A 22356-nucleotide genomic window follows, 5' to 3' on the forward strand; every position below is an offset into this window, starting at 1 on the left:
GGGAGGCCGCGGGCCCCCGGCGGGCGGCGGCGAGCGGGCGCCCGCACAATCACCACCATGGACCTTCCGGTGATGCCGCCGCTGGCGCCGATGCTGGCCAAGCCGGTGGCGGAGATTCCGCCCGGGATGCTCTACGAGGCCAAATGGGACGGCTTCCGGGCCATCGTCTTCCGCGACGGCCCGGAGCTGGAGCTGGGCAGCCGCTCCGGGCGGCCGCTGACCCGCTACTTCCCGGAACTGGTCCAGGCCCTGGCGGAACAACTGCCGCCACGCTGTGTGCTGGACGGCGAGATCGTCATTGTGCGCGGCGGGCGACTGGACTTCGACGCACTGCTGGAGCGCATCCACCCGGCGGCCTCCCGGGTCCGCCATCTGGCCGAGGTGACCCCGGCCTCCTTTGTCGCCTTCGACCTGCTGGCCCTGGGCGACCGGTCGCTGCTGGAGACCGGGCAGCGCACCCGCCGCGAGGAGCTCACCCGGGCCCTGGCCAAGGCCCGCGACCCGGTGTTCACCGCCCCCGCCACCTATGACCTCGCCCTGGCCCGCCGCTGGTTCGAGCACTTCGAGGGGGCGGGCCTGGACGGAGTGGTGGCCAAACCGCCCGGGCTGCCCTACCGGCCCGGCGAGCGGGTGATGGCCAAGGTCAAGCACGAGCGCACCGCGGACTGTGTGGTGGCCGGGCTGCGGCCGCACAAGACCGGCCCGGTGGTCGGCTCACTGCTGCTGGGCCTGCACGACCGGGCGGGCCGGCTCCAGCACGTGGGGGTGTGCGCCGCCTTCTCCATGCCGCGGCGCCGGGAGCTGATGGCCGAACTGGAGCCCCTGCGGATGCCCTCGGCCGAGGGGCATCCCTGGCAGGACTGGGCCGACCCGGAGGCCCAGGCGGCCGGCCGGCTGCCCGGCGGGCCCAGCCGCTGGACCGGCAAGAAGGATCTGTCCTGGATCCCGCTGCGCCCCGAGCGGGTCTGCGAGGTGGCCTACGACCATATGCAGGGCGACCGCTTCCGGCACACAGCGCAGTTCCGCCGCTGGCGGCCGGACCGGGAGCCGGAACAGTGCACCTATGAACAGCTCCAGGAGCCGGTCCGCTATGACCTCAAAGAGGTCCTGGGCGGCGGCTGACCGCCCCACCCGGCCGGAGCAACCTGGGCCCGTACGGCCCTGCGCGGTGCAGCACATCCCGGCCTGACGTGGCATCACACCCCAGACCCGGCACACCGCGAGACCCCCGGGCGAAGGGACGGAACCATGCCGGCCAGGAGTGGCGCCCTGCTAGCGATCTGTACGGGCACGATCTGCGCGAGCCTGGCCTGCGCCGGGCTCGCCGCGCTGGCGATGGCACCGGCCCGGGCGGCCGGTCCGGGCGGCGGTTCGCCGTTCTGGACGGAGCCGCTGAGCCGGGCCACCAAGCAGCTGCTGACCTGGCGGGAACGCGGCCGCGAGCAGGACGCCGAGGCCATCCGGCGGATCGCCGACCAGCCGACTGCCGTCTGGCTCACCGGAGACGACCCCTTTGAGCAGGCCGAGGAGGTCACCCGGGCCGCCGCCCGGTCCGGCCGTATCCCGCTGCTGGTGGCGTACAACATCCCGCACCGCGACTGCGGCCAGTACTCCTCCGGCGGGGCACCGGACGCCACCGCCTACCGCACCTGGGTGGCCCGCGCGGCGCAGGGCATCGGCGACCGCCGGGCCTGGGTGGTGCTGGAGCCGGACGCGGTGGCGCAGTGGGTGTCCGGCTGCGTCCCGGCCCCCGCCGCCGAGGACCGCCTGGACCTGCTGGCCGAGGCGGTACGCAGCCTCCGGGCGCACCCCGGCGTCTCGGTGTATCTGGACGCGGGCAACGCGGGCTGGATCGCCGACCAGGCGGCGCTGGCCTCCGCCCTGCGTCGGGCCGGGGTGGCGCAGGCCAATGGCTTCGCCCTCAATGTGGCCAACTTCCATACCACCGAGGTCACCCGGGCCTATGGCGACGCCCTCTCCCAACGGCTGGGCGGCGCGCACTACATCATCGACACCAGCCGCAACGGCAATGGTCCGCTGCCCCAACAGCCGGGCGCCGGCGGCTCGGACGAGGCATGGTGCAATCCCCCGGGGCGGGCCCTGGGCGCGGCGCCGACCACCGTCACCGGTGACCCCCGGGTGGACGCCCTGGTCTGGGTCAAGCGCCCCGGGGAGTCGGACGGCAGCTGCCGGGGGGCGCCACCGGCCGGTGAGTGGTGGCCCGAGTACGCCCTGGGCCTGGCCACCACTCCGCCGACCCAGCCACCGGAGATCCCGCCGTTCCCGGCCCCGCCACCGGCTCCGCCAACCCGGGCGAGCCAGGCGAACCCGGCCGCTCCCGCCCCGGCCCCACCGGCTCCGGCCGCTCCCGCTCCGGCCCCGGCGCACTGATCCTGTGAGCGGCCCCACGCCCTCGGTCACGCGCCATGTGCGGGCCGTCTGTGGCTGGTCGCGCCCACGCGGCGGAGCCGCATGACACAGCCGCCCCGCGCCCCTTACTGGGCGCCTACCGGGGCCCCTCACACCGCGCTGCGCTCCCCCACCGGCGCCGGCTCCAGCTCCTCCCCCGGCGTGACCGGCACCGGTACCGCCACCCCCGACTCCCACCTCAGCCCCGCCTGCCACACCACCAGCGGCAGCAGCGCCGTGCCGAGTGCCAGCAGCGCCCATACCCGCATCGCGGTGTGGGCGTGGTCGAACAGCACGGAGGCGGTCAGGGACAGGGCGAAGGCCGCCGCCCACACCAGATGGGTCCGGAAGGTGGCCATCCGGTCCGGGCTCGCCGAGTCGCCCTTGGGCGTCACCACAAACCGGGAGCGGCGCCGCAGCAGGGCCTCCATCAGCGACCGGGCGTACAGCGGCGCGGCCAGCGCGGACATCAGCATGCCCGCCGCCCCGGAGGACCCGGCCGGCTCATGCGGGCTGACATTGTGCCGCCGGTTCCAGAGATAGAGCCCGATCTGGAGGGCGGCCGCGTCCGAGTAGAGCATCAGCCACACCTGGGACTCGACATTGATGCCGGAGGCGCCGAGTCCGAGGAAGAGCACACAGGACACCCCGCCCAGCATCCAGTTGAGCGCCGCCATGGGGTAATAGGCCACCAGCAGCGAGTAGTTGAGCGCCGAGCCGGGGGAGAGCCGCCACACCGCCCGCCAGAACTGCCGCAGCAGGGCCTCATAGGTCCCGCGCGACCAGCGCAGTTGCTGGGAGAAGAAGTCCGTCCAGGAGGACGGCCCCTCGCCCACCGCCAGTACGTCCGGGGTGTACACCGAGCGCCAGCGGCGGCCGGTGGCCGGGTTGCGGCGGCGGTGGATCTCCAGGCCGGTGGCCATGTCCTCGGTGATGGAGTCGTACAGTCCGCCGATCTGGCGCAGCACCGCGGTGCGTACGCAGTTGCTGGTGCCCACGAACATCGGTGAGCCATAGGCGTTGCCGGCCCGCTGGATCAGCGCATGGAAGAGGAACTGCTGGCTCTCGGCCGCCTTGGTCACGGCGGCGGTGTAGTTGCCGTAGACCTGGGGGCCCACCACAAAGGCCACATCCGGGTCACGGAAGTAACCCAGCATCCGCTCAAGGAAGTTGGGCAGCGGCACATGGTCGGTGTCCACACAGGCCAGGAACTCGTAGTCCGCACCGTGGGCGTCCAGCCAGGCGTTGTAGTTGCCGTGTTTGGTACGGGCCCGGAAGGGCCCCGAGGGCTGGTTCCAGCGTTCCACCCCCTTGCGGGTGAAGTGCTTGACGCCCAGCCGCTCACAGAGCAGCTTGACCTCGGCGTCGTCACCCTCGTCCAGCAGCCAGACATCCAGCACCCCGTCGTGCACGATGCGGACCGCCCCCTCCAGGGTGGCCCGCACCATGGAGAAGGGCTCCTTGCCCGGCACATAGGTGGTCACAAAGGCCACCCGGGTGCCCGGCCGGGCGCGTACCGGGACCGGGTCCCGGGCCATCCAGGTGGCATGGGCGTTGGAGATCACATTGATCAGCCGGAAGCTTTCGATCAGGCCGATGGACAGGGTGACCAGGCCGTCGGCGGCATGCTCCCAGGCGGCGGCGTAGGGACGGTCCACCCAGTGATCCGGCTGCATCAGCCACACCACCAGCACCAGGGACAACAGGGGCGCGGCCACCGACAGCAGACAGGCGCCCAGCCGGCGCCCCGCGCCCCGGCCGGTCAGCCGGCGATAGCGCACCCGGTAGGGCCCCTCCGGCGGTTCGGTGAGCTCTCCGGCCAGCCGGCTGTAGCGGTCGTAGTCGTAGTCATGGGCCGTCGGCGAAACCGCCACCTCTTCACCCCCAGCCGCACAAGGACACGGGAAATGCACCACCCGCCTAGTGGTGCAAAATCTAACAAAAGGGACCTACGATCATGTGACAACCAATAAAGAACACCCCTCTTCGTCACCCACATGGCCAACCGGCAGGGAGCGGGCGCCCGCGGCGGCCCTAGAATGTGCAGAGTTCTTCAATTCACCAGTTGTGCGATCGGCCTCTGGCCGGGCGGGGGGGCAGCGGTGAGCGCGTTCGCCGAGGCGATGCGGGAGCGGGTGCGCCAGGCGCGTTCGGACCTCGCCGCCGCGCGGGCGGCCGGGGACGTCTTCGCGGCGGCCCTGGCGGAGGACGAACTCCAGGACGCGCTGCGCGTCGCGGCCGAACACGGCGTCGAACCCGACGCCGGACCGGAAGGGCGGAACGGAAGTTGATCGGAGTGCGGGTGCCGCTGTACCAGGCGAAGGCCGACTTCTTCCGCATGCTCGGGCACCCGGTGCGCATCCGGGTGCTGGAACTGCTCCAGGACGGCCCCAAGCCGGTGCGCGAGCTGCTCGCCGCGATCGGCGTCGAGCCCTCCAGCCTCTCCCAGCAGCTGGCCGTACTGCGGCGTTCGGGCATGGTGACCGCCGCCCGGGAGGGCTCCACCGTGGTCTACTCCCTGGCGGGCGGCGAGGTGGCGGAGCTGCTGGCGACCGCCCGGCGCATCCTGGCCCAGGTGCTGACCGGCCAGGAGGAACTGCTGACCGAGCTGCGCGGCACCACCGAGGCGCCGGTCCCCACGGAAGAAGAACAGTGAGCGACAGCGAGAAGTACGCGGAAAAGGCGATCAGTTGGCGCGTGCTGATCTATATCGTGCTGGGGCATCTGCTCGCCGGCTTCATCTGGCTGCTGTTCTACCTGGGTTCACACGCCCACCGGTGATCCCGCCAACTTCCCCTTGGGACAAGGGGAATGGGGTTCACAAGGAAAGGTGACACCCGAATGCCAAGAACCGGCAATCACCCAGGTGCGCCGGGGCACGGGCGAATACGCGGTTGTCCTATGCCAACTCCCCTGCGCGTGGCGGGAGCTGCGCGACCCCCGGCACACCGCCGCACACAGCCCTCCGCGCGCACCGTACCCTCTGGTCAACCCGCAGGTCAGCACAGCCGGGTGATCGCCCGGAACCCAACTCGCGGGCGGCCGCGCGCTGCTACTGTCGCGCGTCATGGAGCAGCTCTTCTCCCCCGACGAACTCGTCCGTATTGAGGCCGCCGCCCGGGAGGCGGGACATTCGGCGCGCGACTGGGTGCGTGCCCTGGTCCTCAAACGGCTCTACGGCGATTCCGAACGCACTCATGTCTCCCATCGCCGGCCCGCGCGGCCCGATTTCGAGGACGCGGTCTGGCCGGTCACCACCCACCGCCGGTCAGGCGGAGTGCTCCAGGAGCTGCACCACGCGGGGTGCTGGGTACCCAAGGGCGGCGAGGCCACGCTGACCACGGCCGAGGCCCGGCTGCGGATCGCCGGCCATGAGGTACGTCCCTGCGACGCCTGCCAGCCGGAGCGGTTCCTCATCCCCTACGCCTGAGCGGCCCACCGGGCGGACGGCCGAGGCCGCCGCCGCGGATGCGACGACGGCCTCGGACGGAGCGCCGGCTTCAGGAACGGCGCCGGAACGCCTTGCGCACAAAGTGCACGATCAGCCAGATCACCAGGATGATGAAGAGGATCACAATGATCAGGATGATCAGCAGGGCCTTGCCCAGCCTGGCGAAGAAACCCTTCTTCTTTTTCTTCGCCGGATGGCGCGCAGCGCTGGTGTACTGGTGCTGACCGACCGTCGGGTGACCAACCGTGCGGGTGGTGTGTCCGCTCACGGCACCGGAAGTGTGGCCGGTGTGGCCCAGACCGCTCTCCACCGTCACGGCTCGCTCCACGACATTGGCGGAGGAGTACGCAACGGCGGCCGACGCGGGCGTGGCCAGCAGAGCGGTTCCCAGCAGCAGGGCCACGACGGCGGCCACCCGGCGGGCCATCCGCCCCCGGTGCCTGCCCTCGTGTGTGTGCCGGCTCTTCATCGACGCCCCCTGTGTTCTGTGCTGATGTTCTGTCGGGCTACCGCGGCCGGTGACCGCGGAGCCTCCATTATCGGCACACGCCCGACCCGCCCAGCAGGGCGCGTACCAGCGCGGTCAGCCGCTCTTGCGGCGGAAGGAGCGCTGGCCCCCGGCCTTGCCATGGGTGCCGTGGATCTTCGAGCCCTCCGCACCGTGCCCGGACGCACCGGCACCGGCCGCCCGTCCCCGCTTGCGGTCCAGTGCCTCCCGGAACCTGCGCTTGACCTCGTCCTGTTCCCCGTCCGCGCTCCGCGGTTCCCGCTCCGCCATCAAAGCCTCCCGACCGTACCGGTTTTCGCCACAGCTTGGCACAGAGCCGCGACTACCCCGTACCCCCTGTGTCACACCGTCGTGGCGTCCGGGCCGAAGCGGCTGCGGACCGCGGTCTGCACCTCCGCCTCCTCGGCGGGGTCGGCGGCCAGCCGGCGCAGCTGCTGCACCACCCGGGCGTCGGCGGTGGCGGCATGGTGGTGGGCGCCCAGTTCCCGGGTGGACTCCTCGCAGTCCCACAGGCATTCCACCGCGAAGCCGGCCGGGAAGGAGGGGTCGGTGGCCGCCAGGGCCCGGGCGGCCCGGCCGCGCAGATGGGAGGAGGAGGTCTCGCGGTAGACATGGCGCAGCACCGGGGCGGCACAGCGGATGGCCAGCCGTCCGGCGCCGTCCACCAGGTCCCACAGCACCGGGGCGTCCGGTCCCTCGGTGCGCACGGTACGGCGCAGTGCGCCCAGCACCAGCGCGGCGTCGTACTCCGCGCCCCGGCAGGCGAGCATCCCGGCGGCGGCCGCGCCCAGCGCGTCGCCCCGGTGCACCCAGGCCCGGGCGCGCTCCAGGGCGGCCGGTCCGCGCATCCGCTCGAAGGCGGCGACGGCGGCCTCGGCGACCGGCTCGGCCGGGTCCCCGGCGGCGGTCTCGATCAGGTCCAGGGCCTGCGGGTCGTCATGCTCGGCCAGATAGCGCAGGGCGGTGGCGCGGGCTCCGGCGGTGCCGAAGGCGGCCGCCTCGATGATCTCCAGCCGGTCCTCGGGGCCGGCCACGGCGGTCAGACAGCGGGCGGCGGCCACCGGGCGCTGCTGGACCGGGTGCAGGTCCAGGCCCTCCTGGGCCCAGTCCAGCACCTCGCGCACGCTCCAGCCCGGGCGCGGCCCGGTGGAGCGCAGCTGACGCTGCCAGCGGTCGAAGCTGCTCCGCTCCCAGGCGGCGCGCATCCGGGCGGCGGTGGCGGGTGACTGCCGCTCGTCCGCCCAGATCCGCCAGGGCCGGGGCTCAAAGGCATCCCGCACCGCCGCGGCCAGCGCGGCGTCGCCCTCGGGGTCCGCCGGGAAGCGGGCCAGTACGGCCTGGCCCAGGACGGCCAGCGCGGTGTCCTCGTCGCGTAGCGCCAGCTCGTCCAGGGCCCAGCTCCAGTTGGTCCCGGTGGCGGCGTAGCGGCGCAGCAGCAGCAGGGCGTCCCGCCTGCCGTAGGCGGCCAGGTGGCCCAGGACGGCCAGGGCCAGGCCGGTGCGCTCCTCGGCGGTGTCCAGCAGGTCATCGGGGTGGAAGAGGTGCTGTTCGATCTCCTCGAGCCCGCCGTCGAGGTCCCGGTAGAGCCGCGCGTAGTACAGCGAGCGGTTCTCGACCTGCCAGTCGCGGCGAGGGTCGGCGCGCACACAGCGGTTGAGCGCCGCGAGTGCTTCGGCCCGCGGCGCCGCTAGGGCATGCAGGGTCCCGTCGCCGCGGCCTCGCTGGAGGAGGCCGAGCAGGGTGCCGCTGGGCGCTATGTCTGGATCGAACATGGGGTCAGCATCCGGTGCGGGTGGTCGGCTGGCAACGGGATTTCCGTCGTCCGGCATTCTTGCCGGTGTTCACCGGGGCTATGCCTGGGCGAACCGAGCGGGCTCGGGGCGGCCGAGCGCCCGCAGCCTACCCGGAGTTGGAGATTCCGCCGAGTCCCGCCCGATATGCCCGGCACCGTTCCGGCATATGCCCAACGCACGACCGTGGCGAGTATTGCAAAACCGGTTACAAGCCGTCGCGGGCTGTGCGACAGTCGTAACCGCACCACCCCCGGCCGACCCCACGGGCCCCCGAATCCGCCCCGCGGATTCCCCGGGAGCCCGGCCGCGTCCCGCCCGTAACGGAGTCCACGATGCCGTCCTCCCTCTCCGCGGACCGTCCCGCCGCCGAGCCGCCCGGACCCGAGGCGCTGGAGGCACTGATCCACCAGGCCCGGCGGCTGCGCGGCGGGATCGACGCGGTGGCCCGCGCCGCCACGGACAGCGGCCCGCGCTCCCGCTGGGAGCGGGCGCTGTGCGAGCTGGCCGCGGGCCAGCTGGAGGACCTCGGCCGGCAGCTGGGCCGGCTCCGCGACGGACCCGCCGCCCCGGAGGACACCGGGCCGGCGGGCAGCGCCGAGTGGGACCTGCTCACCGACGAGGTCACCTGGTCCGAGGAGGTCTACCAGCTCTTCGGACGGGACCCCGCCGACGGGGCGCTCACCCTGGACGAACTGCCCTCCTGGGTGCTGGAGGAGGACCGCGAGCAGCTGACCGCGCTGGTCACCGACTGCCTGGTGGACGGCCGGCCGGCCGAGGGCGAGTTCCGCCTCCGGCGCCCCGACGGCACCGAACGCACCGTTCACCTCAGGGCCGAGGCGGTGCTGGACGCGGACGGCTGCGCCGCCGCCATGTGGGCCGTCCTGCGGGACGTCAGCGAGCTGCGCCGCGGCCGGGAGGCCGTCCGGATCAGCCAGGACGCCCTGGACCGCCAACGGCACCGGCTGGCGGCGGAGCTGCGCGAGGCGGTGCTGCCGCCCTGGCAGGAGGCGGCGGGCGACGGGCTGGACATCGCCACCCGGCACCTCCCCGGCCCCTCCGGCGGCCTGCCCGGCGGCGACTGGTGCGATGTGCTGCCGCTGCCGGACGGACACACCCTGCTGAGCGTCGGCGCCCTGACCGGGCAGGGCGTGCCCACCACCTCCGCGCTGGCCATGCTGCTCGGCGCGGTGCGCGGCATGGCCCTCACCGGAGCCGAGCCGGGCCCCCTGCTGGGCTGGCTCAACCAGCTGCTGGACGCCTCCGCCCAGCCCGCCCTGGGCAGCGCGGTGTGCTGCCGCTACCAACCGCGCACCCGCACCCTGTGCTGGGCCGGCGCGGGCCATCCCGCCCCGCTGCTGTTCCGCGCCGGAACCGGGCGGGTGCTGTCCGGCGAGCGCGGTATGCCCCTGGGAGCGGTCGGCGGCACCGGCTACCCACAGGCCGAGGAGCGCCTGCGACCCGGTGATGTGCTGCTGCTGCACACCGAGGCACTGCCCGCCGAGCGCCTGCTGGCACCCGCCGCACGGTTCGCCACGGCATCCACTGCCCAGGACTGCGTACGGATCGTGCTGGAGGAATGCGGTGACCTGCCCCGCCGGGACGACGCCCGGCTGCTGGTCGCCAGGATCGGCTGACTCGCGGATCAACTGACGCACAGACCGGCTGACTCGCAGACCGGCTGACTCACCGGCCGCTGTTCAGACCATCGCCGGCCTGCCCTTGCCGCCCGGCCCCTTGGGGAGGGCCTGCTGAATCTCCTGGCGGAGATCCGCGATCCTGGTGAAGCCCGCGTACTTCCCGGTCAGCCGGTACATCTCCCGCAGCCGGTCCCAGGTGCGGTGCGAGGAGGTCTCGTTGATGGTCGCCAGCGCCAACCGGGCGTAGACATCGGCCTGTTCCGGATCGTCACTGATGAAACAGGCCGAGGCCATGGAGAGGTAATCGAAGATCACCGAACGTTGGTAGCCCTGGCCGCGCAGCCGCAGCGCCTCTTTGGCATGGTGCTGGGCGATCACCGCCGCCGAGGGATCGTGCTCCGCCAGGGTGCGGTAGGCCAGCGCCTGCATCCCGTGCAGATCCGCCTCGTCGAACATCTGCATCCAACTCGGCGGCTCCACATCGCCCTTGTCCCTGACGAACAGATCCTCCGCCTCCCCCAGCTTGCGCCGCATCGCCTGGCCATGGCCCATGGACGCCTGCGCCCAGGCCTCGATGGTGTAGAGCATCGCCCGGGTACGCGGCAAGGCCTCGTCCCCCGCACCGGAGTTGGCGAGCTTCATCAGGTCCAGCGCGTCGTCGGGGCGGCCCAGGTGCACCATCTGCCGGGCCGCCCGGGACAGCGCCTCGCCGGCCCGCGGCCGGTCGCCGCCCTCCCGGGCGGCATGCGCGGCGATCACGAAGTACTTCTGGGCGGTGGGCTCCAGGCCCACATCATGGGACATCCAGCCGGCCAGCACCGCCAGATTGGCCGCCACCCCCCACAACCTCCGTTGCAGATGGTCGGGATGGCGGTAGGAGAGCATCCCGCCCACCTCATTGAGCTGGCCGACCACCGCCTTGCGCTGCAGCCCGCCACCGCGGGCCGCGTCCCAGGCGCGGAAGACATCGACCGAGCGTTCCAGTTCGTCGATCTCGGTGGAACCCACCGGCACCGCCTCATAGCGGTCGTAGCCCGCTGGTTCGGCGTGCAGGGTCTCCCGCAGGGGGTCGTCGATCCGGGGGCCGTCGGAGGCGAGGACGGGATCGGCGTGCAGCCAGTCGTGCATCGCCGAGCTGAGTACTGATCCTGCGGCGAGCGCGGCGCCCGCGCCCACCATGCCGCGTCGGTTGAGCATGAGGTCCATTCCCGTGAATTCGGTGAGGACCGCGGCGGTCCGCTCGGGCGGCCAGGGCACCCCGTCCTGGGTCTGCCCCCTCCCGCTCCGCCCGCGCCGGCCGAACCCGAGGTCCTCGATGGTCACGACACGACCGAGTCGCTCGGTGAAGAGAGCCGCGAGCACCCTGGGTACCGGGTCCCGGGGGGATTCCCCCATATCGATCCAACGCCGCACCCGTGAGGTGTCGGTCGCCAGCTGCGGATGGCCCATGACCGCCGCCTGCCGGTTGACCAGCCTCGCGAGCTCGCCCTTGGACCAGCCGGTCATTCCGAACAGGTCCGCGAGGCGGGTGTTGGGTTCCCTCGTCACGTCAAGCCCCCAGGTTCCTCGGCTGACTTGAAGGTATCGGGCCGACATGGGCCAGGCGAGTATTCGCCAGGGTTCGCCAGGGTCCGCCAGATGGTGTGCCACCCGCGTCCGGGTGTGATGTAGGAACGCGCCACCCCGGCCGCCGGAGCACCGGCCGCAGAGCGGACCACTCCGCTCGTACGCGGGTGCACTACCCCAGGGTGCACATGGCCCCGGGGACCGGGGAGCGCAGCTGGTCGCCAGCACACGAAGGGATCTGAACACACATGTATGCAGCGTCGACCTCCGTGTCCGCTCCGCTGCGGCCGCCACGGCCACAGCAGATCCGGCCGCCGCAGGGCGGCGGCCGGCCCTACCTCGACCCTTCCCATGCCGTGGGAGCCGCGTTCGGGGCCGGGCGGACGGGCCGGGGGCCGGGGCTCGGCACACAACCCCTCAGCGGGAGAATCGACTTGTCCGGCCCGCAAGGCGCACGACTGCGCTCCGCCATCGCCTCGGTGCACCGGATCTGCCCGGAGTTCCATCCGGTCCAGGTGCTGCGCCGCGGCGGGCCCTCGGTGCTGCTGGCCGGCACGGCGGGACGCGGCAGCGCGGTGGCGAAGTGCTTACTGGACGACTCACCCGCCGCCGCCGAGCGCTTCCGGCAGGAAATAGCTACATATCGCGCGTTCGTCAGGCACCGCCCGCCGGTGCGGGCACCCCGCCTGCTGACCGCCGATCCGGACAGCTGCACCCTGGTCGTGGAGCGGATGCCCGGCCGCCCGGCCGCCGACCGGCGGCACCCGGTGGGGAGTCTGCCGCGCGCCGACATCAGGGCCGCGCTGGGCGCCGTCTGCCGGCTCAACCTCTGGCGGCCGCCGGCGGGCATGTTCGATATGCCGCTGGACTACGGCAAACTCATCGCCCGCTACCACGAACTGGGCCTGCTCACCGATCGCGACCTGGGCGACCTGCAGAAGCTGCTGCATGGACTGGCCCATGTCCAGGGGCAGTTCTGCCATGGCGACGCACTGCTGAACAATGTGCTGCTGTCCCCGGCCGGTCCGGTGCTGCTCGACTGGGACCAGGCGGGCTGGTACCTCCCGGGGTACGACCTGGCCACGCTGTGGGCGGTGCTGGGTGACGCCCCGGTGGCCCGCCGGCAGATCAGCCAGTACGCCCAGGCCGCCGGGCCGGTCTCCAGGGACGCCTTTCTGGTGAATCTGATGCTGGTCCTCACCCGTGAGATCCGTACCTATGAGACGGCGGTACAGCGCGCCCTCCAGGAGCCGGCGGCCGCCTCCGGTGCCGCCGACTGCTCGGAGGAACAGCGGCTGCTGCTACGGCGGCTGCATGACGACTGCGCGCTGGCCAGGCGCGCGGTACGGGCGGCCGTGGGCACTCGCTGACGGCCCCTCATCTGCCGACACGCCGCGCCCCGGGCGCGGCGTGTCGGCGTTCACCCATCCCGCTGACCGCCCCAACAGGGTTCCCGCAGCACAGGCGTTGACGGCCCTCTCCCCCGCGCACCAGTCTGATTGACGGCTCGTCTGTTCGTACCCGCCGCTTGGTAGGTTTCAGCCCGTCGCACGGCACGGCCCGTCCTTGAGGAGGCTGCATTGCGAGGTCCCGCCCCCCACCCGCGGAAGACTCCCCGAAGAGCCCGCCGGAGAACGACCAGCCGCCGGATCTCCAGGGCGGCCGGCGCACTGGCGTCGGCCGCCCTGCTGCTGCCGCTGCTGGGGGCGGCGCCGGGCAGCGCCGCCGGGCAGCCCGGGGCCGGCTCCCTCCAGCGGCAGTTCACCGCCGCCGCTGCCCGGTATCACGTGCCGCCGGGTGTGCTGCTGGCCGTCTCCTATCTGGAGTCCCGCTGGGATGCCCATGCCGGGGCGCCCAGCGTGACCGGCGGCTATGGCCCGATGCACCTCACCGACGCGGCCACCGCCCTGGCCGTCTCCCCGCCATCCCCACCGCCCGCCGAGCCCGGCGGCGACGGCCGGGGCGACATGGCCCGGCCGGCCCCCGCCGGTCACCCGGCACCCCTGGCACCCGGCCGGCTCCCCGAGCGGCTGCGCACCCTGGACCGGGCCGCCGCCCTCACCGGCCTGCCCGCGCGGGCGCTGCGCCAGGACACCGCGGCCAATCTGCGCGGCGGTGCCGCGCTGCTGGCCGATGCCCAGCACCGGCTGGGCCTGCCCGCCTCGGACGACCCCGCCGACTGGTACGCGGCGGTGGCCGGCTATCCGGGCGCCTCCGACGCGGCGACCGCCGAGACCTTCGCCCGGGACGTCTTCGAGGTGATCCGGGAAGGCCGGGAGCGCGTCACCGACTCCGGCCAGCGGGTCACCCTGCCCGCCGCCCCGCACCTGGCGCCCCGCACCGGACAGCTGCGCAAGCTGGGTCTGGCGCCGCCGCCCCGGGGACGGGTGGAGTGCCCGCCCTCGGTGGCCTGTGAACCGGTGCCGGCCCCCTATCAGCAGCTGCCGGCCAAGAACAGCTATGGCAACCACGATCTGGCCGACCGGCCGCACTCCCAGAAGGCCGAGTTCATCGTCATCCATGACACCGAGGCCACCTGGGAGCGGACCATGACCCTGATAAGGGATCCGGCCTATGTCTCCTGGAACTACACGGTGCGCTCGGCGGACGGCCATATCGCCCAGCACGTTCCGGTCAAGGACGTGGCCTGGCACGCGGGCAACTGGTACGTCAACTCCAAATCGGTGGGCATCGAGCACGAGGGCTTCCTGGCCCGGCCGGACGCCTGGTACACGGAGGAGATGTACCGGACCTCGGCCCGGCTGGTGCGCTATCTCTCCCACAAGCTGGACATTCCGCTGGACCGGCAGCACATCCTCGGCCATGACAATGTCCCCGGCACTCTGCCGGCGACCATCCGGACCATGCACACCGACCCCGGCCCCTACTGGGACTGGGCGCACTACTTCGAGCTGCTGGGCCGGCCCTTCCATCCCACGGCGGGCCCGTTCAGCGGTCTGGTGACGATCCTGCCGGACTACGACCGCAACAAGCCGGACTACACCGGCTGTGAGCAGCCGGGTCTGCCCTGTGCCCCGCACGGCTCCGGTGCGCTGCGGCTGCGTACCGCGCCCAGCGAGGACGCCCCGCTGGTCACCGATATCGGACTGCATCCGGACGGCGGCCCGTCCACCGCCGACGTCAATGACACCGGCGCCCGCGTCTCCACCGGACAGCAGTTCGCGGTGGCCGGCCATGAGGCGGGCTGGACCGCCGTGTGGTACCTGGGGCAGAAGGGCTGGTTCCGCAACCCCTGGTGGGCACCGGCGGCGGTGGGTGCCCAGGGCAGGCTGGTCACCCCCCGCCCGGGCGTCAAGGAGATCCCGGTGTACGGGCGGGCCTACCCCGAGCCGGGGGCGTACCCGCCCGGGGTCCCGGTGCAGGACCTGGTCCCGCTGCCGTACAGACTGCCCGCCGGGCAGAGCTATGTCCTGGGCCAGGAGCTGGCCGGCGAATATCTCTGGGCCTCCGGCTTCGATCCGGCCACTCACCGGGTGGTGCGGGGCGAGGACCGTTACTACGAGATCCAGTTCGGGCACCGGGTGGCCTTTGTCCGGGCCGCCGATGTGACGGTCCGCCCCGGCTACCGCTGACTTGTGGCGGGGCCGGGCGGGCCTGAACGGACGCGGGCCCGGCGCGCGGGAGCGTGCCGGGCCCGTTGCCTGCCCCGGACGCCGCCCGCGGAGCTCAGCCCGCCTGGAACAGCTCGGCGGGCAGCGGCTTGAGCAGCTGGTAGAGGTCGTCGGTGATGGGCCGGTCCCAGCTGGCGATGGTGACCAGCACCCCGTCGCTGCGGTCGAACTGGGTGCAGGAGATACGGCTCTCGGAGCACTTCAGGCGCCGCACGATCAGCAGGTTGTCCTCGTGCATCACCGGCATGTCCTCGGTCTCCAGGACCTCCACCGGCTCGTCGTTGCCCAGGGCGGCCAGCAGCTGGGCCACCTCGAAGGGCACCTGGCCCTCCTCCAGCTCCCGGGCCGGGGAACCGGCCGGCAGATTGCCGATGATCATCGCCGGGCCGCGCCCGCCGAACAGGTCGTAGCGCAGGAACACTCCCTGGCAACTGCCATCGGGCGCGGGCAGCAGCCCGGCCCCGAGGTCGCCCGGCCAGTCACCGGGGTCCATCGCGAGGACGTCGAAGTCCGGCCCGGTGGGGGTGGCGGCGCTGCGGCGGCGGAGGAAGGACATGCCCACATCGTACGTGCCCCTCGGGGCACCGCGCCCCCGGGGCGATCCGCCCTGCTGATAGCGTCGCGCGCTGCTATGGAACGGGGGGTACGAGGGTGGCGGACGGGACGCTGGACTACTGGCGGCAGGGGCTGGGCTCGGCACCGGAGGAGGTCTGGACCCATCCGGACCCGAAGTCGCTGATCCTGGCGGACAACGGGCTGACGGAGGTGCCGGAGGAGCTGGGCCGGCTGTCCGGGCTGCACACCCTGGACCTGGGCCACAACGCCTTGACCAGGCTGCCCCCGGCGCTTGGCGGGCTCACCGGTCTGAGCCGCTGTCTCTATCTGCACCACAACGCGCTCACCGAGTTGCCGGAGGAGCTGGGCCGGCTGTCCCGGCTGCGCTATCTCAATGTGAGCGGTAACCGGCTGACCGAACTGCCCGATTCCCTGGGCGAGATGTCCGCCCTGGTGGAGCTGCGGGCCCAGCACAACCAGCTGCGCGCACTGCCGGAGTCCCTTGGACGGCTGGGCGGGCTGAGAGAGTTGTGGCTGCGCGGCAACGCACTGTCCGGGCTGCCGGGCTCCATGGCGGCGCTGCATGAACTGCGCGTTCTGGAGCTGCGGGAGAACGCGTACCGGGAGATGCCAGGGGTGCTGCGCGGGCTGCCGCTGCTCCGGCAACTCGATCTGCGCGCCAATCACCTGACCGAAGTACCGTGCTGGCTGGCCGAGTTGCCGGTTCTGGAGAAGCTGGATCTGCGGTGGAATCCGGTCGAAGGGCCGTCCGCGCCGCTGGAGGCGCTGGAACGGCGGGGCTGTGTGGTGCTGCGGTAGGGCCCCGTGGAGCCGCTACGTCAGGTCGAACTCGCCCTCCTGGGCGCCCACCAGGAACGCCCGCCACTCCTCCGGGGTGAAGATCAGTGCTTGCCCCTCCGGCAGGCGCCGGTCCCGCATGGCCACAAAGCCCTCGATAAAGCCCACTTGCACGCCACCGGCCGACCAGCCGCCCGACTGCCAGGTCGCATTGGCCAGATCGAGCTCCGGCTTGGCACAGTCCGCCAGCCGCCCGGCACCGCTGTTCACCACGTTGACGCTCCTCCCGGTTCGCCGTCCCCCGGCCGCCCACCCTAGCGAGCGGCGCCGCTCGCGGACAGGCCGCGGACCGGGCCGGATCAGCCGGCCGGCGGTTCGTCCCCCACCAGCCAGACGGCGAAGAACTGGGCGCCCCCGCCATAGGCGTGGCCCAGCACCCGCCGGGCGCCTGCCACTTGGTGCTCCCCCGCCTGTCCCCGTACCTGAAGTGCCGCCTCCGCGAAGCGGATCAGCCCCGAGGCGCCGATGGGATTGGTGGACAGCACCCCGCCCGAGGGGTTGACCGGCAGTTCCCCGCCCAGCGCGGTGGCGCCGCTCTCGGTGAGCTTCCAGCCCTCGCCCTCCTCGGCGAACCCCAGGTTCTCCAGCCACATGGGCTCGTACCAGCTGAACGGCACATACAGCTCGGCCGCGTCGATCTCCCGGCGCGGATCGGTGATCCCGGCCTGCCGGTAGACCTCCGCCGCGCACTCCCGGCCGGCCCGGGGAGAGACCGAGTCCTTGCCGGCGAACAGGGTGGGCTCGCTGCGCATCGCCGAGCCCAGCACCCAGGCCGGTGGCGCCGGTGAACGCCGGGCGCCCGCCCGGCCGGTGAGCACCAGGGCGCAGGCCCCGTCCGAGGAGGGGCAGGTCTCGGCATAGCGGATGGGGTCCCAGAGCATGGGCGAGGCGCACACCCGCTCCAGGGTGATCTCCCGCTCATGGAGATGGGCATAGGGGTTGAGCAGGGCGTTGCGGCGGTCCTTGCAGGCCACCATGGGCCCCACCACCCCGGGTGCGCCGGTGCGCCGGATATAGGCGCGCACATGGGGCGCGAAGAAGCCGCCCGCCCCGGCCAGCAGCGGCGGCTGGAAGGGCACCGGCAGGGACAGTCCCCACATGGCGTTGGACTCCGACTGCTTCTCAAATGCCAGCGCCAGTACGGTGCCATGGCGGCGGGCGGCCACCAGGCTCGCCGCCACCAGGGCGGTGGAGCCGCCCACCGATCCCGCGGTGTGCACCCTCAGCAGTGGTTTGCCCACCGCGCCCAGGGCGTCGGCGAGGAAGAGTTCGGGCATCATCACGCCCTCGAAGAAGTCGGGCGCCTTGCCGATGACCACCGCCTCGATGTCGGCCCAGGCCAACTGGGCGTCTTCCAGGGCTCGTTGGGCGGCCTCGCGGACCAGGCCCGGCAGGGAGACATCGCGCCGGGCCGCGGCATGGTGGGTCTGTCCGATCCCCACCACGGCAACCGGTTCCCTCATCCGCGCTCTCCCTCCAGCACCGCCACCAGGTTCTGCTGCAGGCACGGCCCCGAGGTGGCGTGGGCCAGCACCCGGCCGGCCTCGCCCCGGTGGATCCGGGCGGCCGCCTCGCCCAGCCGGATCAGTCCGGCCACCATCAGGGGATCGGCGCCCGAGGCATGTACCTCGGCGTCCGCGCCCAGCGCCAGCGCCTTGCGCAGTACCACTTCCTGGGCCGGGTGGGGCGTGTGCAGTTCGGCCACGTCCACCGACGCCCGGTACGCCCCGGCCCGCTCGGCGGCCAGCCGGGTGGAGGGGGAGTCGGTGAGGTCCCTTACCCCCAGGGCCTGGGGCTCGACACGGTGGTCGATGCCATGGATCCAGGCGGGCCGCCCGCAGATCCGGCGGGCGGTCTCCCCGGCGGCCAGCACCACCGCGGCGGCGCCGTCCCCGGCGGGCGGACCCTTCCCGGGCGCCGGCTCCGCCAGTTCCCCGGCGTCGATCAGCGCCCGCTCCTGGAGCCCGGCCAGGGCCTCCGGTCCGGGCCAGAGCGGGGCGAGGCAGTAGGGGTCCAGCTGCCGGCTGAGGACCCGCTCCGGTTCGCCGGCCGAGGCCTTGCCATGGGCGTAGACCAGGGCGGTACGGGCCTCGCCGGTGAGCAGTTTGACCCAGGCCTCGTAGAGCGCCCAGGCGCCGTCCGTCTCCACATGGGACTCGGCGATGGGTGGCCAGGCGCCCACCGCGTCCAGGGCCAGGGTGAAGGAGAAGGGCCGTCCGGCGAGATAGTCGCTGGACCCGGAGCAGGTGAACTCCGGCTCGCCCGGCCGCAGTCCGGCCTGTTGCAGGACCTCGCCCAGTACCGGCAGCAGCAGTTCGGCCTCCGAGAGTCCGGCCGTGTCCTCCTCCGGTGCGCTCCGGGCGTAGGCGACGACGGCCACCTGGGGCGGTTCCATGCTCACCACCGCCCCTGAAAGGTCTGATAGCCGGCGTCCGGTTCGCCGGTGGGCCGGTAGTGGTCGGGGTGGCGGCCGTCGCCGCTCCATACCGGCTCCACCCGCAGCCCCATCCGCACCTGGTCACAGGGCAGTCCGGCGATCCTGCCGTGCAGGGCGAGGTCGGCGCCGTCCAGGACGATATGGGCGTAGACATAGGGGACTTCGATCCGCTGGTCCCGCCCCTTGATATTGACCACACAGAAGGTGGTGACGGTGCCCCGCGGCCCCACCGTGACCTCCTCCTCGCTCGCCACCCCACAGGTGGGGCAGGCGCCCCGGGGCGGCACCGAGACCTTCCGGCACCGGGGGCAGCGCTCACCGGTGATCCGGTGCTCGGCGAGGGCTCGCAGATAGCGGGTCTGCGCCCTCCCCGGGCTATAGGTGTAGTCCAGCCGGGCCGGAGCGTTCAGCAGGGTGACCAGGTCCGTGAACTCCCCGTCGTACCGCCCTGGTTGGCCGGGCGGTCCGTCATAGGGCTCAAAGCAGGCCAGGTCGGTGATGGCTCCGGTGCGCCGCCGGGCCCAGCGGATATGTACCCGCATCCCGGTCCGTACGGCCTGCGGCCCGGGTACGTCCAGGGCGTGCAGCAGGGCCGTGTCGGCTCCGTCCAGCCGCACCAGCACCCAGGCGAAGGGGGTGCCCAGGGGCTGGCCCGGCAGCGGCCTCGGGTTCCAGGTCCAGGTGGTGACGCATCCGGTGGCGGCGACCGGGACCAGCTCCCCCAGCTCCTCCGCCGTGTACGGGTCGTACTCCGCCGGCGGCACCAGGACCCGCCCGTCCCGGGTGCGGACGCCCAGGACGACGCGCTCCCGCAGCCCGGTGAGGAAGGCGCTCCGCACCGGCCCCAGGGAGCGGGTGAAGGGGAACTCCACCACCAGCGGGGCGCTGAGGATCTCCGGCATGGCGCGGCCCCCCTTCTCAGATCCGCCGGTAGACGGGGGGCCGCTTCTCGGCGAAGGCACGGGCCCCCTCCCGGGCGTCCGCCGTCTTGAACACCGGCCGGCCAATGGCGAGTTCGCGCTCCAGGGCCTCGGCCTCCGGCAGGCCGGCCGTGGCATGGACGCTCTCCTTGACGGCCTCGACCGCCAAGGGGGCGTTGGCGTTGACCAGTTCGGCGATCTCCAGCGCCCTGGCCAGGGCGGTGCCGTCCGGGACCACCTGCCCCACCAGTCCGATGCGTTCCGCCTCGGCGGCGGTGTAGGGGCGGCCGGTGAGCAGCATCTCCAGGGCGTGGGTGCGTGGGATCTGCCGGGGCAGGCGCACGGTGGAGCCGCCGATCGGGAACAGTCCGCGGCGCACCTCGAAAAGCCCGAAGACGGCGCTCGCACCGGCCACCCGGATGTCGGTGCCCTGCAGCATCTCGGTGCCGCCCGCCACACAGGGACCCTCCACCGCGGCGATCACCGGTTTGCGCGGCCGGTAGCCGCGGAGCATGGCCTTCCAGTGCAGTTCCGGGTCGGCGCGGAAGCGGGCCCGCACCGGATCATCGGGCGAAGGCCCGTCCCCGGCCAGGGCCTTGAGGTCCATCCCGGAGCAGAAGGCGCCGCCCGCCCCGGTGAGCACCACGCTGCGGATGCCCTCGTCGGAGTCGGCGGTCAGCCAGCCGTCATGGAGCGCGGCCAGCATGGGCAGCGAGAGGGCGTTTCTGGCCTCGGGGCGGTTGAGGGTGAGGACGAGCGTGGCACCGATGCGTTCCACCGTCAGATGTCCGGTCACGGGGGACAGGGTGCGGCAGGCGTGCTCGGGCTTCAACGCTTTTTTCTGACTTGCCGTCAGATTCTTTCGGCGCTCTACTGGATTGCCATGGACTTCAACCTCGCCGACCTCTTCGAGTCGATCGTCGATGTGGTGCCCGGCCGGGAGGCACTGGTCCACCCCGGCGGCCCGGCCGGCGGGCGCCGGCTGACCTATGCGGAGCTGGACATACGGGCCAACCGGCTGGCCGACCAGCTGCGAGCACAGGGCATCGGCCCGGGGGCCCATATCGGCCTGCACCTCTACAACGGCGTGGAGTATCTGCAGACCCTCTGGGCCTGCCTCAAACTGCGCGCCGTGCCCATCAATGTCAACTACCGCTATGTAGAGGAGGAGTTGGCCTATCTCTACCGGGACGCCGACCTGGTGGGCCTGGTCTTCGACGCCGAGTTCGGCCCCCGGGTCGCCGCCGCCCTGCCCTCGGCCCGCCGGCTGCGCCATCTGATCCGGGTCGGCGAAGGCCCCGGTCCGGAGGCCATCCCCTTCACCGAGGCCGAGGCCGCCGGTTCCCCCGCCCGTGACTTCCCCCCGCGCTCCGGCGACGACCGCTTTATCGTCTACACCGGCGGCACCACCGGTATGCCCAAGGGGGTGGTCTGGCGCCAGGAGGACCTGTTCTTCTCCGCGCTGGGCGGCGGAGCGCCCCGGGGCCGGCCGATAGGGCGCCCGGAGGAACTTGCCGAGCGGGTGGCGGCCGGCGGTGACGGCCTGGTCTTCTTCCCCACCGCGCCGCTGATGCACGGCACTTCCACCTTCACCGCCCTGATCGCCTTTGACTTCGGCCAGAAGGTGGTGGTCCACCGCACCTTCCAGCCTCGCGAGGTACTGCGCACCATCGCCGAGGAACGGGTCACCAATGTCTCCCTGGTCGGCGACGCCATGCTGCGCCCGCTGGCCGAGGAACTCGCGGGCCCCATGCGGGGCACCGACTGCTCCTCGCTGCTGAGCGTCAGCAGCTCCGGCGCCATCCTCTCCGACGCCGTCCGGGCCCAGTTCTCGGCACTGCTGCCCAAGGTGACCCTGGTGAACAACTTCGGCTCCTCCGAGTCCGGCTTCAATGGCACCGCCACGGAGGACCGGGGCGCCGGTACGAGTCTGCGGCTGACCGTCAACCGCCGTACCACGGTGGTGGATCCGGTCACCCACCGCCCGGTGGGCCCCGGCGGGACCGGCCGCATCGCCCAGCGCGGCCATGTCCCCCTGGGCTACTACAACGATCCGGAGAAAACCGCCGAGACGTTCTTCCAGGCGGACGGCGAACGCTGGGTGCTGCTGGGCGACCTGGCCACGGTGGAGAAGGACGGTACGGTCACCCTGCTGGGCCGTGGCTCCCAGTGCGTCAACACCGGCGGGGAGAAGGTCTTTCCGGAAGAGGTGGAGCAGGTGCTCAAGGCGCACCCCACCGTCTATGACGCCCTGGTGACGGGCGTACCGGACGAACACTGGGGCCAGCGCGTGGTGGCCATCGTCCAGCCCCGCCCGGGCATGACCCCGCCCACCCTGGAGGAGCTGCGGACGCACTGCCGCGTCCGGCTGGCCGGTTACAAACTCCCCCGTGGGCTGGTGCTCACCGAACGCATCCAGCGCTCGCCGAGCGGCAAGGCGGACTACCGCTGGGCACGCTCGGTGGCCCTGTCGGACCGCGAACCCTAAGGCGCCCCGGCGCCCCGCAAGGGGCGCCCTTCAGGGGCGCAGGGAACTGCGCGACCAGCCACCGGCGGCCCGCACACACTACACAAACCGGGGCCGCCCCCG

General features: G+C 72.6%; 22 protein-coding genes. 11 read left to right on the forward strand and 11 right to left on the reverse strand.

The annotated features are described in order from the left end of the window. The first annotated feature begins 57 nt into the window (after positions 1-57). Both CV755_RS13315 and CV755_RS13320 read left to right on the forward strand, forming a co-directional pair. Positions 58-1122 carry an ATP-dependent DNA ligase gene (locus CV755_RS13315; protein WP_109280439.1) on the forward strand — a complete coding sequence of 355 codons (1065 nt, stop codon included), beginning with the start codon at positions 58-60 and terminating at the stop codon, positions 1120-1122. A gap of 126 nt (positions 1123-1248) precedes the next feature. Continuing rightward, complete coding sequence (locus tag CV755_RS13320; RefSeq protein ID WP_153068665.1) at positions 1249-2391, forward strand: glycoside hydrolase family 6 protein; 1143 nt, start codon at positions 1249-1251, stop codon at positions 2389-2391. Positions 2392-2519: 128 nt separating this feature from the next. On the opposite strand, the gene CV755_RS13330 is transcribed toward CV755_RS13320, so the two are convergent. Then, a complete protein-coding gene (locus tag CV755_RS13330) occupies positions 2520-4283 on the reverse strand; it encodes a glycosyltransferase family 2 protein (protein ID WP_241561185.1) in 1764 nt (587 codons plus the stop codon). Positions 4284-4511: 228 nt separating this feature from the next. Here CV755_RS13330 and CV755_RS34660 point away from each other — a divergent pair, with 228 nt between their 5' ends. From CV755_RS34660 to CV755_RS13345, 4 genes are all read left to right on the forward strand, one after another. Further along, a complete protein-coding gene (locus CV755_RS34660; RefSeq protein ID WP_161968686.1) occupies positions 4512-4700 on the forward strand; it encodes a hypothetical protein in 189 nt (62 codons plus the stop codon). Between the two features lie 5 nt (positions 4701-4705). Continuing rightward, the gene (locus CV755_RS13340; protein WP_109280442.1) at positions 4706-5065 is read left to right on the forward strand and encodes an ArsR/SmtB family transcription factor; all 360 of its coding nucleotides are present in this window, start codon (positions 4706-4708) and stop codon (positions 5063-5065) included. Continuing rightward, positions 5062-5190, forward strand: coding sequence for a DUF6126 family protein (locus CV755_RS36105; protein WP_241561186.1), 129 nt, complete (start codon positions 5062-5064; stop codon positions 5188-5190). Before CV755_RS13340 ends, CV755_RS36105 begins: the two co-directional genes overlap by 4 nt. A 286-nt stretch (positions 5191-5476) precedes the next feature. Further along, complete coding sequence (locus tag CV755_RS13345) at positions 5477-5839, forward strand: DUF6233 domain-containing protein (RefSeq protein WP_109280443.1); 363 nt, start codon at positions 5477-5479, stop codon at positions 5837-5839. Between the two features lie 70 nt (positions 5840-5909). Here the strand turns inward: CV755_RS13345 and CV755_RS13350 are convergent, their stop codons facing one another. From CV755_RS13350 to CV755_RS13360, 3 genes are all read right to left on the reverse strand, one after another. Further along, on the reverse strand, positions 5910-6329 hold the full coding sequence (locus CV755_RS13350) for a hypothetical protein (protein ID WP_153068666.1): 420 nt from the start codon (positions 6327-6329) through the stop codon (positions 5910-5912). Positions 6330-6443: 114 nt separating this feature from the next. Then, entirely contained in the window at positions 6444-6638 is a 195-nt protein-coding gene (locus tag CV755_RS13355; RefSeq protein WP_109280445.1) for a DUF5302 domain-containing protein, read from the reverse strand. A gap of 71 nt (positions 6639-6709) precedes the next feature. Beyond that, positions 6710-8140 (reverse strand): hypothetical protein, encoded by a 1431-nt coding sequence (locus CV755_RS13360; protein ID WP_109280446.1) that lies wholly within the window; start codon positions 8138-8140, stop codon positions 6710-6712. Positions 8141-8493: 353 nt separating this feature from the next. Here CV755_RS13360 and CV755_RS13365 point away from each other — a divergent pair, with 353 nt between their 5' ends. Further along, the gene (locus CV755_RS13365; RefSeq protein WP_109280447.1) at positions 8494-9795 is read left to right on the forward strand and encodes a PP2C family protein-serine/threonine phosphatase; all 1302 of its coding nucleotides are present in this window, start codon (positions 8494-8496) and stop codon (positions 9793-9795) included. Between the two features lie 63 nt (positions 9796-9858). On the opposite strand, the gene CV755_RS13370 is transcribed toward CV755_RS13365, so the two are convergent. Beyond that, positions 9859-11346, reverse strand: a complete 1488-nt coding sequence (locus CV755_RS13370; RefSeq protein WP_109280448.1) for a DNA-binding protein NsdB — start codon at positions 11344-11346, stop codon at positions 9859-9861. A gap of 266 nt (positions 11347-11612) precedes the next feature. Here CV755_RS13370 and CV755_RS13375 point away from each other — a divergent pair, with 266 nt between their 5' ends. Then, positions 11613-12734 carry an aminoglycoside phosphotransferase family protein gene (locus tag CV755_RS13375; RefSeq protein ID WP_109280449.1) on the forward strand — a complete coding sequence of 374 codons (1122 nt, stop codon included), beginning with the start codon at positions 11613-11615 and terminating at the stop codon, positions 12732-12734. Between the two features lie 210 nt (positions 12735-12944). Further along, a complete protein-coding gene (locus tag CV755_RS13380) occupies positions 12945-14957 on the forward strand; it encodes an N-acetylmuramoyl-L-alanine amidase (protein WP_109280450.1) in 2013 nt (670 codons plus the stop codon). Positions 14958-15051: 94 nt separating this feature from the next. Here the strand turns inward: CV755_RS13380 and CV755_RS13385 are convergent, their stop codons facing one another. Further along, positions 15052-15552: a hypothetical protein gene (locus CV755_RS13385; RefSeq protein WP_109280451.1), complete on the reverse strand. Its 501-nt coding sequence runs from the start codon at positions 15550-15552 to the stop codon at positions 15052-15054. Between the two features lie 95 nt (positions 15553-15647). Between CV755_RS13385 and CV755_RS13390 the strand changes: the two genes are divergently transcribed. Further along, positions 15648-16370: a leucine-rich repeat domain-containing protein gene (locus CV755_RS13390; protein ID WP_241561187.1), complete on the forward strand. Its 723-nt coding sequence runs from the start codon at positions 15648-15650 to the stop codon at positions 16368-16370. 15 nt (positions 16371-16385) lie between these two features. Here the strand turns inward: CV755_RS13390 and CV755_RS13395 are convergent, their stop codons facing one another. The 5 genes from CV755_RS13395 to CV755_RS13415 all read right to left on the reverse strand — a co-directional run bounded on the left by CV755_RS13395 (position 16386) and on the right by CV755_RS13415 (position 20571). After that, complete coding sequence (locus tag CV755_RS13395; protein ID WP_109280452.1) at positions 16386-16622, reverse strand: DUF397 domain-containing protein; 237 nt, start codon at positions 16620-16622, stop codon at positions 16386-16388. A gap of 86 nt (positions 16623-16708) precedes the next feature. After that, a complete protein-coding gene (locus CV755_RS13400) occupies positions 16709-17872 on the reverse strand; it encodes a thiolase domain-containing protein (RefSeq protein WP_109280453.1) in 1164 nt (387 codons plus the stop codon). Beyond that, positions 17869-18804 carry a lipid-transfer protein gene (locus CV755_RS13405; RefSeq protein ID WP_109280454.1) on the reverse strand — a complete coding sequence of 312 codons (936 nt, stop codon included), beginning with the start codon at positions 18802-18804 and terminating at the stop codon, positions 17869-17871. Before CV755_RS13405 ends, CV755_RS13400 begins: the two co-directional genes overlap by 4 nt. 2 nt (positions 18805-18806) lie before the next feature. Beyond that, on the reverse strand, positions 18807-19748 hold the full coding sequence (locus CV755_RS13410) for a Zn-ribbon domain-containing OB-fold protein (protein ID WP_109280455.1): 942 nt from the start codon (positions 19746-19748) through the stop codon (positions 18807-18809). Between the two features lie 16 nt (positions 19749-19764). Further along, complete coding sequence (locus CV755_RS13415; protein ID WP_109280475.1) at positions 19765-20571, reverse strand: crotonase/enoyl-CoA hydratase family protein; 807 nt, start codon at positions 20569-20571, stop codon at positions 19765-19767. A gap of 78 nt (positions 20572-20649) precedes the next feature. Here CV755_RS13415 and CV755_RS13420 point away from each other — a divergent pair, with 78 nt between their 5' ends. Next, positions 20650-22254: an acyl-CoA synthetase gene (locus CV755_RS13420; protein ID WP_109280456.1), complete on the forward strand. Its 1605-nt coding sequence runs from the start codon at positions 20650-20652 to the stop codon at positions 22252-22254. Positions 22255-22356: the final 102 nt, after the last annotated feature.

Origin of the sequence: Streptomyces orinoci (assembly GCF_003121295.1) — a bacterium.
In the GTDB taxonomy this organism is placed as follows: Bacteria; Actinomycetota; Actinomycetes; order Streptomycetales; family Streptomycetaceae; genus Streptomyces; species Streptomyces orinoci.